The organism is Microcystis sp. LEGE 00066 (genome assembly GCF_015207925.1).
GTDB lineage: Bacteria > Cyanobacteriota > Cyanobacteriia > Cyanobacteriales > Microcystaceae > Microcystis > Microcystis ichthyoblabe_A.
Genome location: NZ_JADEVX010000031.1, coordinates 1 through 21,677, shown reverse-complemented (window position 1 = coordinate 21,677; position 21,677 = coordinate 1). Strand labels below are relative to the sequence as shown.

Below are 21,677 nucleotides of genomic sequence, written 5' to 3'. Positions count from 1 at the left end.
ATTCAATTGTCTCTAGTAATTATTGGTACATTGAAAATTTTTCTAACCATAAATGTTACGCCAAATCACCGTTTTTACCTTATCTTTATTGCTAACAGGTAACTCAATTGTTGGCGCAGAATCTTGTCAAAAATTTTTTGTTACTGCCACCGATGGTTATGTGAATATCCGTTCCTATCCTCAAATACAAGGAAATAACGTTATTGCAACTTTACCTAGCGGCAGTTCTGTACAATTAAGTGAGCGTTATCAAAAATGGCTGAAAATTAAATTACCTCTTGCTGGTTGGTTAGCTGGTAGTCAAATTTCTCGAATTTCTTGTGATCAAGGTCGTGATTTACTTATAGAATTGGGACTGCTGACTATAATTACACTTGGAAAAAAAGCAGCAATTGGCTCTCAAAAAAATGCAGAAACTTTGGTTAAAATGTCTCCGTATATAGATGGAATAGTTGAAGAAAATTACGCCAGAGTTATTGTACAATGGGCTAATCAAAATCCGAAATTTTTAGTTGCCATTCTCGATCGTCAAAGTCCAACTATTCGCCAAGCAGTTTTATCTTCTCTCGATTTTGGATTAGGGACTAACACAAATGAGCGTCAAAAGTTTGAAAGTTTTATGCAAAATATTTCTCCAAAAAGTTTAACTTATGTTGATTGGTACGGGCGTAATCCCGTCTATCCCTAGCAGCAAATACGAGATCAAGATTGTTCTTTTAATTTAATTAATTAAGGAGGCTTCATTGAAAACTAGCGCAGTCATCAAAACATCAATTATAACCATCATAGGAACTATTTTAGTTGCCTGTGGTGCTTCCCTTGAAGAATATCAGAAGTTTGCCAAATCTGGTCAGGAATACGCCACCGCTCTTGATAGCCTGTTAGTTATTTCTGGTAATTATTTTGTGGATGCTAATTCAGAGAATTTGATTGCCAATGATTTACAAAATCAAGATAGAGACAGTAGTAACTATGCTGAGATTACCAAGCAAGATGATGAGTGGCTCACTTTAATTGCCGAAATGCGTCAACACAATCGTCTATTAAAAGAATACTTTTTTGCCTTAGAAGATTTGGCCACTTCTAATTCTCCTCAAGAAGCGAGAAAAGCGACTGATAATATTTTTAAACAGTTAAATAGTATCAGTAACATTATTCAGGCTAACCCTAGAGTTGGTTCAATTGCTGTATCTTCGATTCCTGAGATTATCCTAAGTCAAAAAATCAAGGGTGAACTAAGAAAAGAATTAGAGGCAAGGAAGGAAGCAATTTATCGAGAAATTGCTATACAGGAAGCTTTACTGAAACTGCTTACCAGTCAGATTAAAACTGATTTAAAGGATATTCAAAACCTGAAAGATGAGCGCTCTGTTTTACCCGCATTTGCTGCTGAACAACCAATTGAAAAACCCGATGATTGGATAATTAGACGCAGACAAATTAGAACAATGACTCTTTCAATTCAAGGTTTAGATGACGCAATTAAAGCAACAGAATCTTTTAAGGAGTCTTTTAAATTGCTCTTGGAAGATAGATTTACCATTGGACGTGCCAATGCTTTATTATCTGAGATCGAATCTCTCATCAACGTATCGGAAGATTTAAAAAGATCAATCAACCCAAACAAGACTACCACAGGAGTAAAAGACAATGACCACAAATACTGATACACAAAAATTACTTGAGGCGCTGCAAGAATTTCTTGATGAAATTAGTGCAATTCAAAATCAATTGACCATCCCTGGTATTTTAGGTAAGTTTCCTGATGATGACCAAAAAAAGCAATTTAAGCAGTTTCGGACAGAGTGGAAAAGACTTGTCAATGAAACTCGTATCAATATCGCTAGTGTTTTAGTTAGCGAACTAAAAGCTAATGAAATTGAACTAAATGAAGGAATAGATGCCATCAACAAAGAAATCAAAAAACTGGATGATACAGTCGGTTTTTTGAAACTTTTAGGTAGAACAATCGAAATCCTTGACAGAATTATTAAACTTTAGTTTATGTCACTGCTTTTTGTAATAGTTCGCCAATTCAAAAAAGATAGCAAAAACAGTTGTTATTTGATATAATCTTAGGAAGTCTTGGTACTCTAATTATGACACTCGAAAAATTTTTGAACCTAGAAGGAATTAGTTATTCAAATTAATCCTTTCTCAGATTATTTCTAGTCATTTCTTGTCTTTTATTGCCTATAATTTTCTCAATCCTCACTTTTCCAGTTAACAAGGAGAATACAATCATGCAATCTCTCAAATTTTCTATTATCCAAGAAATCAAACATCAAGGAATTTGTGATGCTTCTGCAGCTATTGCTTTAGGAGAAAATAAATTTGTTGTTGGTAATGATGAGACGGATCCAGAATTAGGTAATTTTCTCTGGATTTATTCCTCTCAAGAGTCGGGAAAAGCGCTGGAAACCATTGACATTAATAGTTGGCTAAAAAACAATCCCAAAAACAGAGAAATTGACTTAGAAGGGGTAACTGTACTCAATGACATAATCTATTGGATTACTTCCCACGGTCGCAATAAAAGTGCTGAACGAAAACTCCCTCGTCATCAATTTTTTGCTAGTAAAATTACCGATGACGGCTCTAGTATAGTTCAAGTGGGTGAGTCTTATACTCAGTTAGTATTGCGCGATATTATCGAAGACTCTCAATTGGCTAAAATTTTTGATTTCAAAACAGCAGAAACCAAAGCTCCTAAAGCTGAAGGAGGATTAAATATTGAAGGTTTAACTGCAACTCCAGACGGAAATATCTTAATCGGTTTTCGTAATCCTGTCCCCAACGGTAAAGCTCTTTTATTACCCCTAAAAAATCCCAAGAGTTTAGTTACTAATTCAACCACGGCTAAAGCTGAATTTGGTGATCCTATCTTGTTGGATTTGGGAGGATTAGGAATTCGCAGCATTGAATTTTGGCCGGCTTTAGAAGTATATTTAATTATTGCCGGAGAATTTTATGGAGGCGATCAATTTGTTGTCTATACTTGGTCAGGAAAAAAAGAAGATGCACCAGAAAAGATAGAATCACTGCAATTCCCTGAAGGTTTTCGTCCAGAAGCTTTGTTGTTTGATCCCCATTTCCCAGATCGCTTTCAGATTTTAAGCGATGATGGTACAATCGAGCGAGTTGGTAATACTCCCTGTAAAGATATTATCGATAAAAATAATTCCGAAAAATATTTCCGCAGTATTTGGGTAAAAGTTAATTAATACCAATTCTCACCCATAAAAACTACAGCTCGAATTATCGAATTTAAGTTCCCCTTTTTAAGGGAGATGCCGAAGGTAGGGGGATCGAACTCCTGTAGCCGGATTTTGGGGAATTGCTATAATTAGCCATCCTTCTTAGTGGAACCTCAACAAAACCTAGAACAAAAATAGCTTTAAACCCATATAGGGATAAGCTTTAAGCTCAAAAAAACCGCCGATCACGTCTTCTCAATGGTTTTTTGTCCTAGAAACGCTATTAACCTTTTTCTCTGATCCAGAGAACTTTTGGGTTCCCAAAGGGATAAAAATAAGAAAGTGTCGAGAATCCTCCCATAATCGCTACAATTTTTCTAGAGGCTAAATGTTGCCCTCATTTAAGTTCTTTTGTACTAATTAAAAACCATGAAAATTCTTCACGGTACTTGGATTCCTCAATCAACGGACGAATTTATTCAGAAGGGTAGCTTTTATCTTTGGGGAGAAACTAGCACCCCGAAAAAGAGCCGCAGCACTGCTGATAATTATCATCCTTTTCAGTTAAGCAAAGAGGAATTAACTAGCTTTCTCACTGGAGAATTAGGAATAGTTCAATCGAATTATAATCCTCTTAGTCGGCAATTTGTCCCCCGCTACTTTCTTTTACCTAGCCAAGATAATCAACCTTTACCCTCCTTAGAATTACTGCGTTATCTAGAAAAAGAACCCCCAGAAAATAGCCAATGGCAATCTTGGCAAATTGATTGTTATCCCCTTAATCCTGTACTTAAACTGCTCAATGATCTGCACTTTATCTGTCTTTACAACTCCTCAGAGATTCAGTTAGGTGCAGATTTACTTTTTTGGTATCACTACAGTCAAGCTTTTAAAGAAATAATTCTCAAAGATAACTATATTCCTGCCTTTAAATATCGAGAATTAGCCAAAAATAACCAGAAAACCGCTAACTTTGCCATCTATCCTCTTTGGGAAATTATATCAGCAACCTACGAAACCAATCTTGATCACTATCTCGAATATCTTCCCCGCATTTGTCTTGCTGGTGCTGAAAATCCCCATGCTTCACCACAATTATACGATCCCAAAACCCTACTCAGGCACTTCTCCGAATGTCTCCTCAATGAAATTGTCACTAACACAGCAATTCCTGCCAGTTTTGATAAAAAAATTAGCGAGACAATTATAGGTGATTGCCTCTCTGTGACTAAAACTGCCGGATTTCTGCAAACTGCCGCCGCTTTAGAAAAATATCAACAGTGGCAAACTTGGAGACAGCAATTACTAGGAGACCAAAATATATCTAATTTTATTCTGGGTTTTAAACTAACCGAGGCCCCAGAAAATAATATTGAACAGTGGCAAATTACTTTTATCCTCATCTCTAAACAAGACCCCTCCCTGCGATTAGAATTAGACGAATATTGGTATGCAGTACCCGAAACTAGAACAAGCATACGAGCGCATTTTGGTCAAGATTTAGACAAAAATATTTTACTAAGTTTGGGTTATGCTGCCCGTATTTATCCCCCCATTTGGCAAGGATTAGAAACGGATAAACCGACGGGATTTTCTCTCAACCTTACAGAAGCTTTTACTTTCTTAAAAGAAACTGCTTGGATTTTAGAAGATGCGGGATATAAGGTAATTATTCCCGCTTGGTGGACTCCCGAAGGTCGTCAACGCGCTAAAGTTCGGCTAAAAACTACGTCTAAATCAGGCAAATCTACCCCCGTTAGTAAAGGGATTTTTAGCATCGAAAACATCATTGAATATCAATATGAATTAGCCATCGGTGAAGAAACTATTAGTCAAGAGGAATGGCAACAATTAATTAACACCAAAACACCCTTAGTTAAATTTCGAGGTCAATGGGTAGAATTAGAACAAAATAAAATGCAGCAAATGCTGGATTTTTGGCAGAAATATCAGCAGGAAAATCCTGAGATGAATCTGATTGAATTAATGAAAAAAGCTGCCGAATACCCAGAAGAAATTATTGTTGAAACCGATGATTTTTTGGGTTCTATGCTAGAGAAATTACAAAATCCTAGTCAACTAGAACCGATCGAAAATCCTCCCCAATTACAAGGAACGCTGCGGGAGTACCAAAAGCGCGGAGTTGCCTGGATTCAATACCTAGAACAATTGGGGTTAAATGGTTGTCTTGCTGACGATATGGGACTGGGAAAAACCCTACAAGTAATTGCTAGATTGATTGGGGAAAGAGAGGGAGATAATAATGTTTTACCAACTCTGCTAGTTGCACCCACTTCCGTGGTGGGAAATTGGGCAAAAGAAATTGAAAAATTTGCCCCCCATCTTCAGGTTTTAATTCACCATGGTAGTAAGCGCTATCAAGATGAGAACGAATTTCAGACAGTAGCTAGTCACAAGGATATCGTCATTACTTCTTTTACCTTAGTTCGCAAGGACTTGAAATTATTTAACTCGCAATCTTGGCAACGTTTAGTAATTGATGAAGCACAAAATATCAAAAATCCTAAAGCGGCACAAACTAAAGCAATCTTGAGTTTATCTGCACAACATCGTCTCGCATTAACGGGAACTCCAGTAGAAAATAGACTGCTTGATTTATGGTCAATTTTTAACTTCCTTAACCCTGGTTATTTAGGTAAAGAAACTCAATTTCGTAAAGCTTTTGAAGTGCCAATCCAAAAACAAAATGATCGTCTCCAGTCCACGGTTCTCAAAAAATTAGTGGAACCTTTTATTCTGCGTCGGGTAAAAACCGATAAGCAGATAATTAAAGATTTGCCTGACAAAGTGGAAAACAAACAGTATTGTAATTTAACTAAAGAACAAGCTTCTCTCTATGAAGTTGTTATCAAAGAAGTGGAAAAACAATTAGAAGAAGCGGAGGGAATAAAACGCAAAGGATTAATTTTATCTACCCTGATGCGCTTGAAACAAATTTGTAATCATCCCCGTCAATTTCTACAGGATAACAGCGCTTTTACTCCTGAGCGATCGCATAAGTTAGAGCGTTTGGGAGAAATGCTAGAAGAAGTAATTTTAGAGGGAGATAGTCTGCTAATTTTCACTCAATTTACTGAAATCGGTGACTCCTTACAAAAGTACCTCAAACAAACTTTTCGCTATAATACCTATTATCTTCACGGGGGGACTTCTCAACCAAAACGAGAACAAATGATCGAAGAATTTCAACATCCCGAAACAGAACCTTCCGTATTTATTTTATCCCTAAAAGCTGGGGGAGTGGGGATTACTTTAACCAAAGCAAATCATGTTTTTCATTTTGATCGTTGGTGGAATCCTGCGGTGGAAAATCAAGCAACCGATCGCGCTTTTAGAATTGGTCAACAAAAAAATGTTTTCGTGCATAAATTTGTCACTTTGGGAACCTTAGAGGAAAGAATTGATGAAATGATCGAGGAAAAGAAAAAGGTAGCTAATGCTATTGTTAGTAATGATGAATCCTGGTTAACGGAATTAGATAACGAAAGTTTTCGTCAGTTAATCGCATTGAATAAACAGACAATTATTTAACGGAGGTAAACCTATGAATAAATTTAGTAAAACTTGGTGGGGACAACGCTTTATAGAAGCATTAGAGGAATTTACCGACTCAGCGCGTTTGAGTCGAGGACGTTCCTACGCTAAAAATGATAAAGTCAAGAATTACGAAATTGACGGTAATTTAATTACTGCTCAGGTGCGAGGTTCCATTAATCCCTACTTTGGAGTTTATAAAGAACCTTTGTATAAGGTGAGTATCGAGATTAAACCAATTACTAAAGCAGAGTGGTCACAAGCTTTATATAATCTTGGTTCAAGAGCGAGTATGATCTCTAAACTGCTGCTCAAAGAAGTTCCCGATAATATTGATGAAGCATTTAGCGATCTGAATCTGCACTTATTACCCCACAGTCAAAAGGATTTTATCACCAATTGTTCCTGTCCCGATTGGGAAAATCCCTGTAAACATATTGCTGGAGTTTATTACCTCGTTGCTTCCCAATTAGATCAGGATCCTTTCCTCTTATTTGAATTACGGGGTATCTCTCGTCAAAAATTACTGCAAGAGTTAGCAAAAACTCCCCTCGGTAAGCTGCTTTCCTCCTCTATCCAAGAGGAAAAAATTCCTCTTAACCCCGTTAACTCCTATCACACTAAACCCGAAACTATACCAGCAGCAGAAACAATTGATCTCAAAGAATTTTGGCAATCTCATCACCGTTTACCAGAAAATCCTCAGTTAGTTAAATCCGCAACTATTCCCGCAATTGTCATTAAAAAAGCTGGTGATTATCCTGCATTTTGGGATAAGGATACTTCCTTTATCGAGGTAATGGAAGAAATGTATCAACGGGTACGCAATAAAAACGCTGGTATGTTATAATTAGGTAGTTGTTTAAAATTGTCTAATACCCCCCTTAGTTAAAAAAAATTAAGGGTAGATTAAGGGGAGATCAGCACCCCCCTTATCAAGGGGGGCAGGGGGGATCAGAAGTTTGAAAAATCCGGTTCTTCGGTTTGTCTTATGCAATAGACGGGAGTTATAAGGGATGGAACTCTTATAGAGAAAGACATTGGGCGATTTTTGTCAATTGTTTTTTATCTAAAGCGAACTAATCAATTAAATCCCTTACCAGATAAAGATTTTGTTGATTTATGCCCCCCTATCGAACCATAACAAGTAACGAAGAGCCAAAAATCCTTCTATTTTTTAAGACAAGCAGAATCTATGAACCAAGAATCTCTCAGCTTTGTCCCTGGGAATGTCAAGTTAGCCGATCGCTTTTTAGTTTGTGGATTGGGTAGTCTCGGACAACACTGCGTCAAATCTTTAAAAGAGTTTGGGGTTAGCGTTGTCGGTATCGAACTAATAGAGCCTCCCAGTTGGGAAATTAACGATTTTCCCGATTTATTAGAGGAAATAATTATCGGTGATTGTCGTCAAAAAAACATTTTAGCAAGAGCAGGAATCGATCGCTGTCGGGCTGCTTTAATTGTCACCAGTGATGAGCGAATTAATGCCACCACTGCCCTAATTATTCGGCAATTAAATCCCCTTACCCGCTTAGTGGTGCGTTCTTCTAAAGATAATCTCAATCAGCTACTCAAGGAACGTTTAGGCAATTTTATCGCCTATGAACCCACCCAACTACCCGCCAATGCCTTTGCTTTAGCCACATTAGGCACAGAAACCCTCGGTTTTTTGCATCTCGACGGTCAGAAATTGCGGATTATCCAGAGACAAATTAGCCCCGAAGATGGTTTACTCGATCGCTTTTTAGGTGATTTAAATACTCCCACCCGTCGTCTGTTAGCACACACAGCCCCCGATGAACCTTTAAGGGCCGGATTTTATCAATGGTCTCCCACCACCACTATCCGGGCTGGTGATACCATTACCACCATCGAAACTACCTATCAAAACATCGATGCTGTCCGCCAGAAACCGTTAAATTCTCCCCAGAAGTTGCGGGATTTTTGGCAGAAATTCCTCAAAGAAATCCAACAATTCTGGCAATTGAGTTTTCAGCAGCAAATTCATCGGGTGGCTTTCCTGTCAGTATTTATCATTATCCTCCTAGTAATTATCGGGACTTTTCTTTTCCATCTCTACGCCCCGAGAGCTTCCTTTATTTCCTCTCTTTCAGGAACGGCGATTCTTTTATTAGGTGGTTATGGGGATGTTTTCGGTGCCTCTAACCCCGAAGATTTAAATGCAGTCCCCTGGTGGATGCAGCTATTTAGTCTCTTTTTAACCTTAGCTGGAACCGCTTTTATCGGGGTTCTCTATGCCATTTTGACCGAAACTTTATTATCATCAAGATTTCAATTTATCCCTAACCGTCCCCCAGTTCCCCAACAGAATCATATCGTTATTGTGGGCTTAGGTCGAGTCGGCAGAGAAGTGGCTAATTTATTACTAGAAATGCAACAGGCGATCGTCGGGGTCAGCTTAAATAGGGATTTTGATGCGACTATCCTGCCAAAAATCCCCCTGATGACGGGAAATATCGAAGAATCTTTAAAAAATGTCAATTTAGATAGGGCCAAAAGTATAGCGATTGTTACCGATGACGAAATCCTCAATTTAGAAGTGGCCCTAACCACCCGCAAACTCAACCCCCAAAGCTACTTAGTCATCCGCACCACCGACGACAACCTTAGTCAACAATTAAGTCAAATTCTGCCCCGATCTCACATTTTAGGAACCAACACCGTGGCGGCAGAAGCCTTCACGGGAGCGGCTTTCGGAGAAAATATCATCTATCTGTTCCGTTGGGCGCAAAAAACGATTCTGGTGACGGAATACGAGATCGAAGCCGGAGATACTCTCAATGGTAGCTCGATCGGGGATATTGCCTACGGTTATCGAGTCGTGCCGATCCTACACCAACGAGAACGGCAAGCCCCGAAATTAATGCCCGAAGACTATTTCAATTTACGCATCGGCGATCGCATTGTGGTGCTGGCCACTATCAACGGACTGCGACGGGTGGAACAGGGTCGTCGAACTCCCAAAACTTGGCGCGTGCGGGTGGAAAAAGCCTTTAATCGAAATATTGCCGCAGAAGCACCCACCGTAATCAGTCGTTTTTCTAATTGTCCCCTAAAAACCGCCAGCGATCTCATGGAAAATTTGCCAGCGACCCTAGGCGCTCCCCTCTACGAACAGCAGGCGATTCGATTAGTTTCCGAGTTAAAAAAAATTCAAGTTCAAGCATTGGCTATTCCCATTAATCCGAAATCGGGGTAAATGGGAGTTATCCTTTTTTGTCAAACTAGAAGGCTCTCTCGGTCTTTTTTTATGCAGTTAAAGTGACCGTAGCCTTGGCAGTTTGTCCGGAATCAGAAGTGGCAGTAATAGTAATTTTATCCCCATTATTTCCTTGTGCAGGTGCAGTGTAGGTAAATTTGGCATCAGTGGTATTTTTATCAATTTTACCGCTGTCTGGCGGTGAGATTGTGATGGTGTAGTTACCAACGGGGTTAATGCTAAATTCCTGGATTCCATTTAATTCTAAATTTTGGCTAGGCGGAGCGATCGAAATCGTTGGAGGTAGTCCCTGTCCAGTGGAACTAGCCTCTACAGTTACTTTTTTCTCTACTTGATTAATTAAATCGGGAATAAGACGTTCGCTAAATCCAGCCACAAAAGCCATTGTCAAAAGTCCATATAAATAGGTGTCATTCCCCTTATCTCCAGTGCCACCCCGAATTTCTAAGGGAGAAATGTTAGAGTTAAGGATTAGTAGAATAAAGAAAGCAAAACTTCCCCCTAAAATGGGCTTAGTTAAACCAATTATAAATGGCAAGAGGTCATCGTCATATTTTTGATTTTTGGGATTATCAAAATCTTGCAAACGAGTTAAAAGACTAACTGCTCCCCCTAAAGTACCTGTCATCAATATCAATATCAAGACTCTAAAATTTCCATCTTTGTCCTCAGTGTTTTGCTTACTAGAATTTATGATTGGAGGTAAGGGACTAAGCAAATTTTTCACTGGAAGGGAGTTCATAATACCCCAATTCAAAGGTACAGCTAACACTAATCCAATTAAAACTTTTGTAGGTATTTTGAAAGAATGGTAAAAATTATCTCTGACATTTAGTAGAGTAAACCCAAGACCTTTCTGGATTTCTCTCAATCCCGTTCTGGCAGCATAGCGTAATCTTTGTGCCAGAATAATATTAGGTTTACCTATTAAAGATTTAATCGCAATTTCTCCCGTATCTACCACCGCCTTTACTTGCATGATATCACAAGGTTTTGAAATGTTCATGAGTTCTACCTGCGCTATCCCTAGTATTGTAATTAATCTGGCTAATTCTCCCTGTACTTCCCGGTCTAATTCTTGAGTGAATCCCGCTACTTGTTCTTTGGTTTTTTCCAGCAAAGTATCAATTCTTTGATTTAGTTTGACTGCCTCATCTCTAGCTTGAATTTCATTGATTAAATCGTCTAAAGTTTGAAATAAAATACTTTCTTCTTGTATTTGTAGTTGTGCAAAATTATCTTTAAATTCCTTAATTAACTTTTCAAATTGTTCATCTACTGAACTATATTTGGATAAGTTATCCCTCAGTTCAGCAATCAAAGACTCATTTTTCTGTTGTAATTCCACAGTGGTGGAAAATTTAACCAAAGTATCTTTAACTTTTGTTTGCCAAGCAGTTAGCTTTTCCTTGAGTTTTGGCAAGTTTACATCGTTAGCATTAGCATCGAATAGAGTCGTAATTGTTGCGACTAAGCTATCAGTTTCTTGGCTGAAAGTATCAAGAGGAGTTTCTGAACTTTTGCCAGTAGATAAAAGGTTGATTGTCTCCACAAGCTGATCTGTATGGGCTATTATTTGTTTTTCTAATTCTTCTCTGCTAGGTGAAGTTTCTGAAAAAGTTAATTCACCTAGTTTTTGAATAAGTTCATCTCTTAAATTATTAGTCTCTTGAGTTATTGTTTCGGCTTCTGTTTGATAACTAGCAAGGGTAGCTGATTTATCCTGACTAAATTTATTTTGGGTTTCTAGAATAAATTGATTAATTTTTTGTTCGATAGCAGGATTCAGATTAATCATGATTGTCTTCTCCTAAAAAAAGGCGAAAATTGGCTCAAATTCGATTATTTTCTCGATACTACAATATTTATCATTGATTTTCTGCAATTATTCATAAATCTTGATAAATTTTTATTTTTTTAACTCAATTCAGTCTGCCGTGGGGAGATAACACCCTTATCTCCTCAATAACCGCACACCGGGATTAGCACTCCAGCCCTAAGAGTGCTAAATTAACTATAAGGAGTCCTATCACAACAGCGATACCATGTCCAAAATCATTGCCTTCAAAGATGAATCCCGTCGCGCCCTAGAAAAAGGCGTCAACGCCTTGGCCGATGCGGTAAAAATCACCCTCGGTCCGAAAGGACGCAATGTCTTGTTAGAAAAGAAATACGGCGCCCCCCAGATCGTTAATGACGGCATCACCGTCGCCAAAGAAATCGAATTGTCCGATCCCCTCGAAAACACCGGGGCGAGATTAATTCAGGAAGTAGCGGCAAAAACCAAAGATTTAGCGGGAGATGGCACCACTACCGCCACCATCATCGCCCAGGCTTTAATTAAAGAAGGTCTGAAAAACGTTACCGCCGGGGCCAATCCCGTCGCTTTAAGACGCGGACTGGACAAAACCATCGCCTATCTGGTGGAAGAAATCGCCGCCGTCGCTAAACCGATCGCTGGAGATGCGATCGCTCAAGTGGCCACCGTTTCTTCCGGCAACGATGAAGAAGTGGGAAAAATGATCGCCGCCGCCATGGAAAAAGTCACCACCGATGGCGTAATCACCGTGGAAGAATCGAAATCCTTAACCACCGAATTAGAAGTAGTGGAAGGGATGCAGATCGATCGCGGTTATATCTCTCCCTATTTCATCACCGATCAAGAAAGACAGATCGTCGAGTACGACAACCCCCTGATCCTGATTACCGATAAAAAAATTAGTGCGATCGCTGAATTAGTCCCCGTCCTCGAAGCCGTTGCTCGTCAAGGTCGTCCCCTATTAATTATCGCCGAAGATGTGGACGGCGAAGCCTTAGCCACTCTAGTGGTCAACAAGGCCCGGGGTGTCTTAAATGTCGTCGCCATCAAAGCCCCCAGTTTTGGGGAACGTCGCAAGGCGGTTTTACAAGATATCGCCATCCTCACCGGCGGTCGTCTGATTTCCGAAGAAGTGGGCTTAAGTCTTGACACGGTTAGCCTCGATCTGCTAGGGCAAGCGGCAAAAATTACCCTAGAAAAAGACAATACAATTATTGTCGCCTCCGGGGACAGCCGCAATAAGGCCGATGTGCAGAAACGTCTCGCCCAACTGAAAAAACAGTTAGAAGAAACCGATTCTGAATTCGATAAGGAAAAATTACAGGAACGCATCGCTAAATTAGCCGGCGGTGTGGCCGTGATTAAAGTCGGGGCAGCCACAGAAACCGAACTCAAGGATCGCAAACTCCGCATCGAAGATGCCCTCAATGCCACCAAAGCCGCCGTGGAAGAAGGTATCGTCCCGGGCGGTGGTACAACCTTGATTCATCTGGCTTCTAAGGTGAAGGCTTTCAAAGCTTCTTTGACTAACGATGAGGAAAAAGTCGCCGCCGATATCGTCGCCAAAGCCCTAGAAGCACCCCTGCGTCAGTTAGCTAATAACGCCGGTGTGGAAGGGGATGTGATCGTGGAAGGTGTGCGCGATACCGCTTTTAGCGTTGGTTACAATGTCCTCACCGGCAAGTACGAAGACTTAATCGCCGCCGGAATTATCGATCCGGCTAAAGTGGTACGGTCAGCCGTTCAAAACGCCGCTTCTATCGCCGGCATGGTCCTAACGACCGAAGCCCTTGTGGTCGAAAAACCCGTTAAAGAAGCCGCAGCCCCCGATATGGGCGGCATGGGCGGCATGGGCGGCATGGGCGGCATGGGTGGCATGGGTGGCATGGGTGGCATGGGTATGATGTAATTCCTGATGCCCTCTGGCCCTTGAAAATAATCTCATTCCATTGAGCCAATCTGTCCCTTTTCTGGTTATCGTCGGCATTAGGGACAGGTTTTTTTTCCTCGGGAAAAACTTTTTCAGCAGAACCTGCTTAATCTATCCTTTGCATTAGTCCAGACACTACACTAGAAAAGAAGGATTATTCCCAGAAATCATGACACTGCTGACGGTTCGATCGCTCAAAAAAGACTTCGGTATCAAGGAAATTCTCAAAGATGCGAGTTTTAGTCTCGATGATCGCGATAAAGTCGGCCTGATCGGTACGAATGGATCGGGAAAATCGACCCTATTGAAAATGATCGCCGGGTTAGAAGCGATCGATGGTGGCGAAATTCAAATCAATTCGGGGATGAAAATCGTCTATTTACCCCAGCAACCGGAGCTAGACGACGATAAAACGGTTTTAGAGCAGGTTTTCGCCGATAGTGGCGAAAGTATGACTTTAATTAAGGAATACGAGGAATTGTCCGATCGCCTTGTCCATGAGCCAGAAAATCTGGATACTATTATGGAACGTTTGTCAAGGGTTTCGCAACAAATTGATAAACTTGCCGCCTGGGATTTAGAAACTAATGCTAAAGTTATTTTAAGTAAACTGGGTATCGATAATTTTAATGCTCGCGTGGGAGATTTATCGGGGGGATATCGCAAAAGAATCGCCATCGCTACCGCACTTTTAGCCGATCCTGACTGTTTGTTGATGGATGAACCCACAAACCATTTAGACGCGCTTTCCGTGGAGTGGTTACAGAGTTATTTGTCCCGTTTTCGGGGAGGATTATTATTAATTACTCATGATCGCTATTTTCTCGATCGAGTGACTAATCGCATCATTGAAATCGATCGGGGAGATTTATCTACTTATGCCGGTAATTATGCCTATTATCTAGAAAAAAAAGCTTTAGCGGAAGAATCGATCGCCAGTAGTCAACGCAAACACGCGGGAGTTTTACGACGGGAATTAGAATGGTTATCCCGGGGACCAAAAGCGCGCAGTACCAAACAAAAAGCGCGGATCGATCGCATTCAGTCCATGGGTAATAAGGAATTTAAACAGGTGGAGGGAAAAGTCGATATTGCCACCGCAGGAAGACGCATCGGCAAAAAAGTTATCGAAGTAGAAAATATCTCGAAAGCTTACGGAGATCGCACTTTAATTAAAGATTTTACCTATATTTTTACCCCCGAAGATCGCATCGGTATTATTGGCAGTAATGGGGTAGGAAAATCTACTCTCATGGATATTATTACCGGGAAAACTCTCCCCGATTCAGGCACGGTTGACATCGGTTCCACTATTCATATTGGTTACTTCGATCAACAATCCGATGATCTCAATATCAACGAAAATCAAAGAGTGATCGAATATCTGAAAAGTGTGGCCGAATTAGTCAAAACCCTAGACGGCAGCGTCATCACCGCTTCCCAGATGTTAGAAAAATTTCTCTTTCCTCCCGATCAACAATATGCACCAATTTATAAACTTTCTGGAGGAGAAAGACGACGCTTATTTTTACTACGAGTTTTGATGAGTGCGCCTAATGTTTTAATCTTAGATGAACCCACCAATGATCTGGATGTGCAGACTTTAGCAATTTTAGAAGAATATTTAGAGGACTTTAACGGTTGTGTGATTGTTGTTTCCCATGATCGCTATTTTCTTGATCGAGTAGTTGATACTATTTTTTCCTTTGAAACTGGGGGTAATATCCGTCAATATCCGGGTAATTATTCCCTTTATCTCGATCAGAAAAAAGAGGAGGAGGAACCAAAAGAAAAAAAAGTCACCCCAAAAACTGTTAAAGCTTCTCCCTCACCCGTCAATAAGAAAATCTCTTTTAAAGAGAAAAAAGAATACGAAGACATCGAAAAACAAATACCAATTTTAGAAGCAAAAAAAGCTGAAATTGAACAGGTACTTTATGGAGAACCCCTAGAAGATTTTAGTAAAATAACCGCTCTGACCGAAGAATTAGCTCAATTAAGTCAAAAAATTGATAATTTAACCGATCGCTGGTTAGAATTAGCGGAAAAATTAGGCTAAATTACTATGTTTATATAGTCAAATAGTCACCTCATAAATAATCAACATTTTAATTTTATATTTCTTTATGAAAGTTGAAATTATTGCAATTGAAAATGGATCAACATATTTAAAAAAAATACAAGAGTTGGGTCGTAAAAACTCTAAGACTTTGGGTTTTATGCCTGAAGGTGGATTTATAGATCATGCAGATAAAGGACATATCTTAGCGGCCATTAGTCTAGACCAAAAATGTGTTGGATATTTAATGTATAGAATTAAGCAAAAGACTAACAAAGCACATATAATACATTTATGTACTGATGAAAATTTTAGAAGAAAAGGTGTTGCCAGACAATTAGTTGAACACCTGATTGACAAAACCCAAAAACAGCAACTTTATGGAATTGTTTTTGATTGTCGCATGGATTATAACTTGAGTTCAATGTGGTCAAGTTTTGGATTTATTGCCAAATCGGAAAAACCTGGAAAAAGTTCAGAAGGACATTTATTGACAACTTGGGATTTAGAGCATACAATCCCTCCATTAATCAAAGAGCTAATCGAGCAAAAAAACAAGTCTAAGATTCAAGTTGTTATTGATGCCAATATTTTCTTTGACTTCATGACAGATCCCTATTATGATAGCGAATGTCAAGAATCTAATTATTTGCTTTCAGATTGGCTACAGGAAGAAATTGAAATATTTTTAACTGAAGAAATTAATAATGAAATCAATCGCAAGAAAGATTATAATTGTAGAAGTAAAGCTCAAGAATACGCCAGTAAATTTTGCCCAGTTTTTTGCTCTCATTCAAAATTTGACTGGGTGCATTTAGAACTTCTTAAAATCTGTCCTACACCACAAACAGATCAGGATAAATCTGATTTAAGACAATTGGCAAGAGCTATTGCTTCTGAGTCAGAGATTTTCGTTACACGAGATACAAAGCTACTTGAGCTAGAATCTATACTTTATGATAAGTTTTCAATTCAAATTTTATGCCCTACAGACTTAATTATAAAACTAGATAACTTATTAAGAACATCAGAATATCAACCTGTACGCCTCGCAGGAACTACTATAGAAAAACGACTGATAAAAGAAGGAGAACAAAAGCAGTTATTGAAACAATTTCTAATGTCAGGACAAAGGGAGAAAAAAAATGAGTTTAAAAATTATTTACAAGGATTTCTGTCCAGTCCAAATGAGTATAATTGTTTTGTTGTCTTAGATCATGCTAATAACAAACAATTAAGTAGTAATTATATAGCACTATTTGTGTATGATTGGTCAGAAAAAAATCAATTAAAAATTCCTTTGCTTCGTGTCAATAATAATATTGGTAAAATGAGAAAGGCAATTATATTACATTTGCTTTCAATATTTATTTTAGAAGCATCCAACAAAGAAAGATTATCAACAAGAATTACTGATCAGTACCTTGACAAAGATATTATTCAATCTATTCAAGATACTCTATTTGTTCAAGATGGGGAAGAATGGATAAAACATCACTTAGTTTTTTCAGGAACAACTCTACAATTAACTAAAAAGTTAAATGGGTTAAACTCAGAATCAATTTTTAATACAAATATTTTATCCAAACCTATAGAGATTTTACAAGATAGTTCTATAAATGATAGGAATACAGCAACTTATATTGAACGATTGTTTCATCCTTGTAAAATCGTTGATGCAGAGATTCCTAGTTTTATTATTCCAATTCAAGCTAAATGGGCGGTAGACTTATTTGATTCGGAATTAGCTAATCAAACAATATTTGGAGCAAGAAAAGATTTAGCGTTTAATTGTGAAGCCGTTTACTATCGTTCTGTTCTTAACTCTGGTGGATTATCTGCTCCTAGTCGTGTTCTCTGGTATATTAGTGATGATCCAAAGTATATAGGTACTCAAAGTTTGAGAGCTTGTTCCAAAATCGATGAAATTATTACTGGAACCCCCAAAGAATTACATCGTCAATTTAGGCGGTTAGGAGTCTACGATTTTGAGCAAATTTTAAAAATTGCCAAAAATAATATTGATAATAAAATCATGGCCATTCGTTTTAGCTATACAGAATTGCTTAAATCACCAATCCCTCTACAGAGTATTCAGCAAATACTCAATAACAAAGTCACATTTCCCTCTCCTTATAAAATTTCTAGATCAGCATTTGAAACATTGTATAATAAGGGTATGCAAATTTTAAATTAAGAGAACATTCTATGTTACATAAAACTATTCTAATGTCGATTAAACCCAAATACGTTGAGAAAATATTAAAAGGAGAAAAAACGGCAGAATTTCGCCGATCAATGTACTCATCTATCAAAAAGGGAGATCAAGTTTTTATATATTCTTCATCTCCACAAAAAGCCTTAGTAGGAAAATTTATTATTGATGAGATCATTAATGATACAGTAGAAAATTTATGGAAATTAAAAGGGAAAGAAGGATGTATATCTTATGAGGAATTCATGAACTATTATGACGGTATTTCCTCAGGACATTGCTTGGTATTGAAGGAAATTATAACCTTCCCGGCACCTATAAAGCTTGAAGAGTTAAGATCACAAATTGTAAATTTTAGAGTTCCACAAAGCTGTCGCTATTTACGACCAGATGAAATTGAAATTTTTTTTAAAATTCCCATTGCTTCATCTTCTAAAAAATCCCTAGATACAATTATAAGATATTAAATTACTTTTCAATAAACTGGTCAGATCATTAGACAATATTTGTTACTGCGAAAATTTATTGGCTCTTCTGGTTTCTGTGTGGAAACGAGGTCTATACTGATAGTTTCTTCCATGATTGGCTTTATAGTTAGGAAATTTTACCAAAAGTACCAATTATATATCCTAATCAATGCCAAGATTGAACAATAATTTCCGGTGAATCATCCTCATCCATGACCAGATCTACCGACTCCACGCGCAAGAGTGCCAAATTATCGTTAACCACCCCTTGAAGATAGATTTCTCCCATCCCTTCACCCCCCAGATCGATCGAGCCAAAAACTTGACCAGTTTTGGTATTAAAATTAAACTGAAAATAATTAGCCGAGGAAATTCCCTCGCTGACATTATCGTATTTAGCTATCTCCTGACCACTATTATCATAAAAAGATACCTGAAAATCTTCTAAAACTTGCATCTTTCCCGAACCTTTTTCTGAAAAGATAGTCGGGGCCGTTTTTTCATCATAACTAAAAGAACCTTTAGCTGTATAACCTTGATTTCCCGACCATTGAAAATCGATCGTCACTGCTAAAACTCCTTGGCTATTCATGTTAGCAACTAAAAGCAAAGCTAATAGTAAAGTCAATATCATCTTTTTCATTAGTCGGTTATTTGGCTCTCTTATTCTTTGTGTTATAAGTTTAACTTATATAGTAGCGATCGGTCTTTGTGTCCTCTGTGTCTCTGTGGTTCATTAGATCTCTTGCTCGCAAGACTGTATCTTAGAATACATTTTACCCACCAAACCTAAGAGGTCCGTTGTTTCAGTTATCAGTGATCAATGACTACAACCAGTCTTCCGGGGAATTTCTATAAGGGACTCTTTCTATCCCTATAAACCTTAAGAAAACTTCAATTACATGGGTACAAGAAAAGGAAACCCAAATGCTCTTTTGTGGGGGGGTAACTTCAGTTTGCTGATATTACCCTATTTTAAGACAAAACTCGTCAAAAACCGCCATAACGTTCCTCCAACCAGGGATCACCTCGTCGATGGTAGCCATTAAGTTCCCAGAAACCCAATTGCTCTCGATCGAGAAATTCTAAGCCATTAATCCATTTAGAACTTTTCCAAGCGTAGAGATGGGGGACAACTAAACGCAGCGGACCACCGTGGTCGGGGGTTAAAGGTTGACCAAACAGTTGAAAAGCGAAAAAATTATCCTCGTGCAGGAATTCCTCTAGGGTGAGGTTAGTCGTATAACCACCATAACAGTGTTGCATGACGTGGGTGGCTTCCGGCAACAGGTCAATTAAGGCCATAAAATCCGATACCTTAATTCCCGTCCAAGTCACATCTAATTTTGACCAACGGGTGACACAGTGAAAATCCTTAGTAAATTCCGACTGCGGTAGGGCCATAAAATCCGACCAGTTAAAAATTTTAGTCGTGGCCACCTTTCCCCAAACCTTGAATAACCATTCCTCGGTCTTGATTTGGGGAGTATCCCCGTAGGTAAGCACAGGAAAACCACTAGCGAGATATTGGCCCGGAGGAACTCGGTCTTGATCGGGAGATGCTGGTTTTTTAAAGAATTTGCCTAACATTAGTTGAGACTCACAACGAAAACCCTAAACAAATCTTAAAATACTAGGGAGCGAAAAGGTTTTCTCCACCTCACTCCCCATCATCAAGTTATTCCTCGTCTTCCCCTTCTTCTTCCTCTTTAGTGGGATAGACAAAGCTGTTAGAACGACCAGAAAGGACAGATTTACCCAAAGATAAGGCTTTTTGCGCTTCCCGAGCTGCTTGCTTTCTCCAGTGCGCTCTCCGTTGGTCGCGCTTGGCATTTGAGGTTTTCTTCTTGGGACAAGCCATAGTATTTTAACGATAGTTATAGACTCACAACCTTTCTATTCTACTCCTTATTTCCCTAATCGGCTCGCCAACTTGTCTGATTCCCTTGCTCACTACTGCCCAAAATATTGATAAAACTTAATAATTATCATTGGCTTACCTATTTATGTTTAAAATCTTATATAGCTATGTAGTCAAGTAATTTCCATCATGGTCACTACCGTCGAACCTCCCTCCCAGAAAAAAGCTGTTCTGCGCGAAACTATCCTCACCCCGCGTTTCTATACCACCGATTTTGAGGCTGCCGCTAATTTTGACCTTTCTTTGCAAGAAACCGAAATCAAAGCGATGTTAGAGGAGATGCGGACCGATTACAACCGGCATCACTTTGAACGTCAGCAAGGATTTGAGAACTATCAAGATAATCTCGATGAAAAAACGAGAAATGCCTTTATAGATTACCTAGAACGCTCCTGTATCTCCGAATTTTCTGGCTTTTTGTTATTTAAGGAACTGTCACGACAACTAAAAAGCCGTAATCCCTTGTTAGGGGAGATATTTCATCTTATGGCTAGAGATGAGGCGCGTCATGCAGGATTTCTCAATAAAGCCATGGCTGACTTTAATATTTACCTCGATTTAGCCAAAATTACCAAAACCCGTAGCTACACCTTTTTTCCCCTTGAATGGGTGTTATATACGGTCTATCTCTCCGAAAAAATCGGTTATTGGCGTTATATTCTCATTTATCGTCATTTACAAGAACATCCAGAGTATAAATTTAATCCTCTCTTTAATTACTTCGAGAGTTGGTGTCAGGACGAAAATCGCCACGGAGATATCTTTAAAACCTTGCTGCGAGCTAAACCGCAATTGTGGAATAATTGGCGATCGAGATTATGGAGTCGTTTTTTCCTGCTTTCCGTCTTTGCTACCCATAGTTTAACTGTACGCGAACGCTCAGACTTTTATGATGCTTTGGGAATGGATGCGATCGCTTTTGATCAAGAGGTAATTCGTCAGACTAATAATACCTCTGCTCGCGCTTTTCCCACCATTTTAAATGTGGACCATCCCCAATTTTTCCCCCGTTTAAACCGTTGTGCCGAACGTAATTTACAATTAAAAGCGATCGATGAAAGTAGCGCTCCTCAATGGCTAAAAACAGTCCGTAAGTTACCCTTACAGCTAGGTATCGTCGGGGATCTGTTGCGATTGTATCTGATTAAACCCATAGATGCAGAGGCCACCAGAGAAATGGTACTTTAATCAGTTATCAGTTATCAGTTATCAGCAAAAAACTCCCCAATTTCCAATTCATAATTCATAATTCCCACACCCTACACCCCACACC

Annotated in this window: 16 protein-coding genes; 12 read left to right on the top strand and 4 right to left on the bottom strand. The window is 38.9% G+C overall.

Translation table 11 applies throughout. The annotated features are described in order from the left end of the window. The first annotated feature begins 52 nt into the window (after nt 1-52). The 7 genes from IQ224_RS23875 to IQ224_RS06595 all read left to right on the top strand — a co-directional run bounded on the left by IQ224_RS23875 (nt 53) and on the right by IQ224_RS06595 (nt 9,972). Nucleotides 53-688: a hypothetical protein gene (locus tag IQ224_RS23875; RefSeq protein WP_228036117.1), complete on the top strand. Its 636-nt coding sequence runs from the start codon at nt 53-55 to the stop codon at nt 686-688. A gap of 55 nt (nt 689-743) precedes the next feature. Beyond that, nucleotides 744-1,667, top strand: a complete 924-nt coding sequence (locus IQ224_RS06620; protein WP_228036116.1) for a hypothetical protein — start codon at nt 744-746, stop codon at nt 1,665-1,667. After that, a complete protein-coding gene (locus IQ224_RS06615) occupies nt 1,651-2,001 on the top strand; it encodes a hypothetical protein (RefSeq protein WP_194032737.1) in 351 nt (116 codons plus the stop codon). Before IQ224_RS06620 ends, IQ224_RS06615 begins: the two co-directional genes overlap by 17 nt. Nucleotides 2,002-2,243: 242 nt before the next feature. Continuing rightward, nucleotides 2,244-3,224, top strand: coding sequence for a DUF3616 domain-containing protein (locus IQ224_RS06610; RefSeq protein WP_194032736.1), 981 nt, complete (start codon nt 2,244-2,246; stop codon nt 3,222-3,224). 402 nt (nt 3,225-3,626) lie between these two features. Beyond that, complete coding sequence (locus tag IQ224_RS06605) at nt 3,627-6,749, top strand: DEAD/DEAH box helicase (RefSeq protein WP_194032735.1); 3,123 nt, start codon at nt 3,627-3,629, stop codon at nt 6,747-6,749. Between the two features lie 13 nt (nt 6,750-6,762). Then, nucleotides 6,763-7,602 (top strand): SWIM zinc finger family protein, encoded by an 840-nt coding sequence (locus IQ224_RS06600; protein WP_002742510.1) that lies wholly within the window; start codon nt 6,763-6,765, stop codon nt 7,600-7,602. A gap of 345 nt (nt 7,603-7,947) precedes the next feature. After that, nucleotides 7,948-9,972: a TrkA family potassium uptake protein gene (locus tag IQ224_RS06595; RefSeq protein ID WP_194032734.1), complete on the top strand. Its 2,025-nt coding sequence runs from the start codon at nt 7,948-7,950 to the stop codon at nt 9,970-9,972. Nucleotides 9,973-10,021: 49 nt separating this feature from the next. Here the strand turns inward: IQ224_RS06595 and IQ224_RS06590 are convergent, their stop codons facing one another. Further along, nucleotides 10,022-11,791 (bottom strand): hypothetical protein, encoded by a 1,770-nt coding sequence (locus IQ224_RS06590; RefSeq protein ID WP_002742508.1) that lies wholly within the window; start codon nt 11,789-11,791, stop codon nt 10,022-10,024. A 247-nt stretch (nt 11,792-12,038) separates the two neighbouring features. Here IQ224_RS06590 and groL point away from each other — a divergent pair, with 247 nt between their 5' ends. The 4 genes from groL to IQ224_RS06570 all read left to right on the top strand — a co-directional run bounded on the left by groL (nt 12,039) and on the right by IQ224_RS06570 (nt 18,483). Then, nucleotides 12,039-13,721, top strand: a complete 1,683-nt coding sequence (gene groL, locus IQ224_RS06585) for a chaperonin GroEL (RefSeq protein WP_194032733.1) — start codon at nt 12,039-12,041, stop codon at nt 13,719-13,721. A 190-nt stretch (nt 13,722-13,911) separates the two neighbouring features. Next, nucleotides 13,912-15,801, top strand: a complete 1,890-nt coding sequence (locus IQ224_RS06580; protein WP_194032732.1) for an ABC-F family ATP-binding cassette domain-containing protein — start codon at nt 13,912-13,914, stop codon at nt 15,799-15,801. A 67-nt stretch (nt 15,802-15,868) separates the two neighbouring features. Next, complete coding sequence (locus IQ224_RS06575) at nt 15,869-17,998, top strand: GNAT family N-acetyltransferase (protein ID WP_194032731.1); 2,130 nt, start codon at nt 15,869-15,871, stop codon at nt 17,996-17,998. A gap of 11 nt (nt 17,999-18,009) precedes the next feature. Then, nucleotides 18,010-18,483: an ASCH domain-containing protein gene (locus IQ224_RS06570; protein WP_036400113.1), complete on the top strand. Its 474-nt coding sequence runs from the start codon at nt 18,010-18,012 to the stop codon at nt 18,481-18,483. A gap of 166 nt (nt 18,484-18,649) precedes the next feature. Here IQ224_RS06570 and IQ224_RS06565 read toward each other — a convergent pair whose 3' ends face one another. The 3 genes from IQ224_RS06565 to rpmF form a co-directional block, all read right to left on the bottom strand. Continuing rightward, nucleotides 18,650-19,126, bottom strand: a complete 477-nt coding sequence (locus IQ224_RS06565; RefSeq protein WP_036400110.1) for a hypothetical protein — start codon at nt 19,124-19,126, stop codon at nt 18,650-18,652. 347 nt (nt 19,127-19,473) lie between these two features. Continuing rightward, the gene (locus IQ224_RS06560) at nt 19,474-20,073 is read right to left on the bottom strand and encodes a sulfite oxidase-like oxidoreductase (RefSeq protein ID WP_002742495.1); all 600 of its coding nucleotides are present in this window, start codon (nt 20,071-20,073) and stop codon (nt 19,474-19,476) included. Nucleotides 20,074-20,161: 88 nt separating this feature from the next. After that, nucleotides 20,162-20,344, bottom strand: coding sequence for a 50S ribosomal protein L32 (gene rpmF / locus IQ224_RS06555; protein ID WP_002742494.1), 183 nt, complete (start codon nt 20,342-20,344; stop codon nt 20,162-20,164). 189 nt (nt 20,345-20,533) lie between these two features. On the opposite strand from rpmF, the gene acsF reads away from it, so the two are divergent. Then, nucleotides 20,534-21,592, top strand: a complete 1,059-nt coding sequence (gene acsF, locus IQ224_RS06550) for a magnesium-protoporphyrin IX monomethyl ester (oxidative) cyclase (RefSeq protein ID WP_002742492.1) — start codon at nt 20,534-20,536, stop codon at nt 21,590-21,592. Nucleotides 21,593-21,677 lie beyond the last annotated feature (85 nt).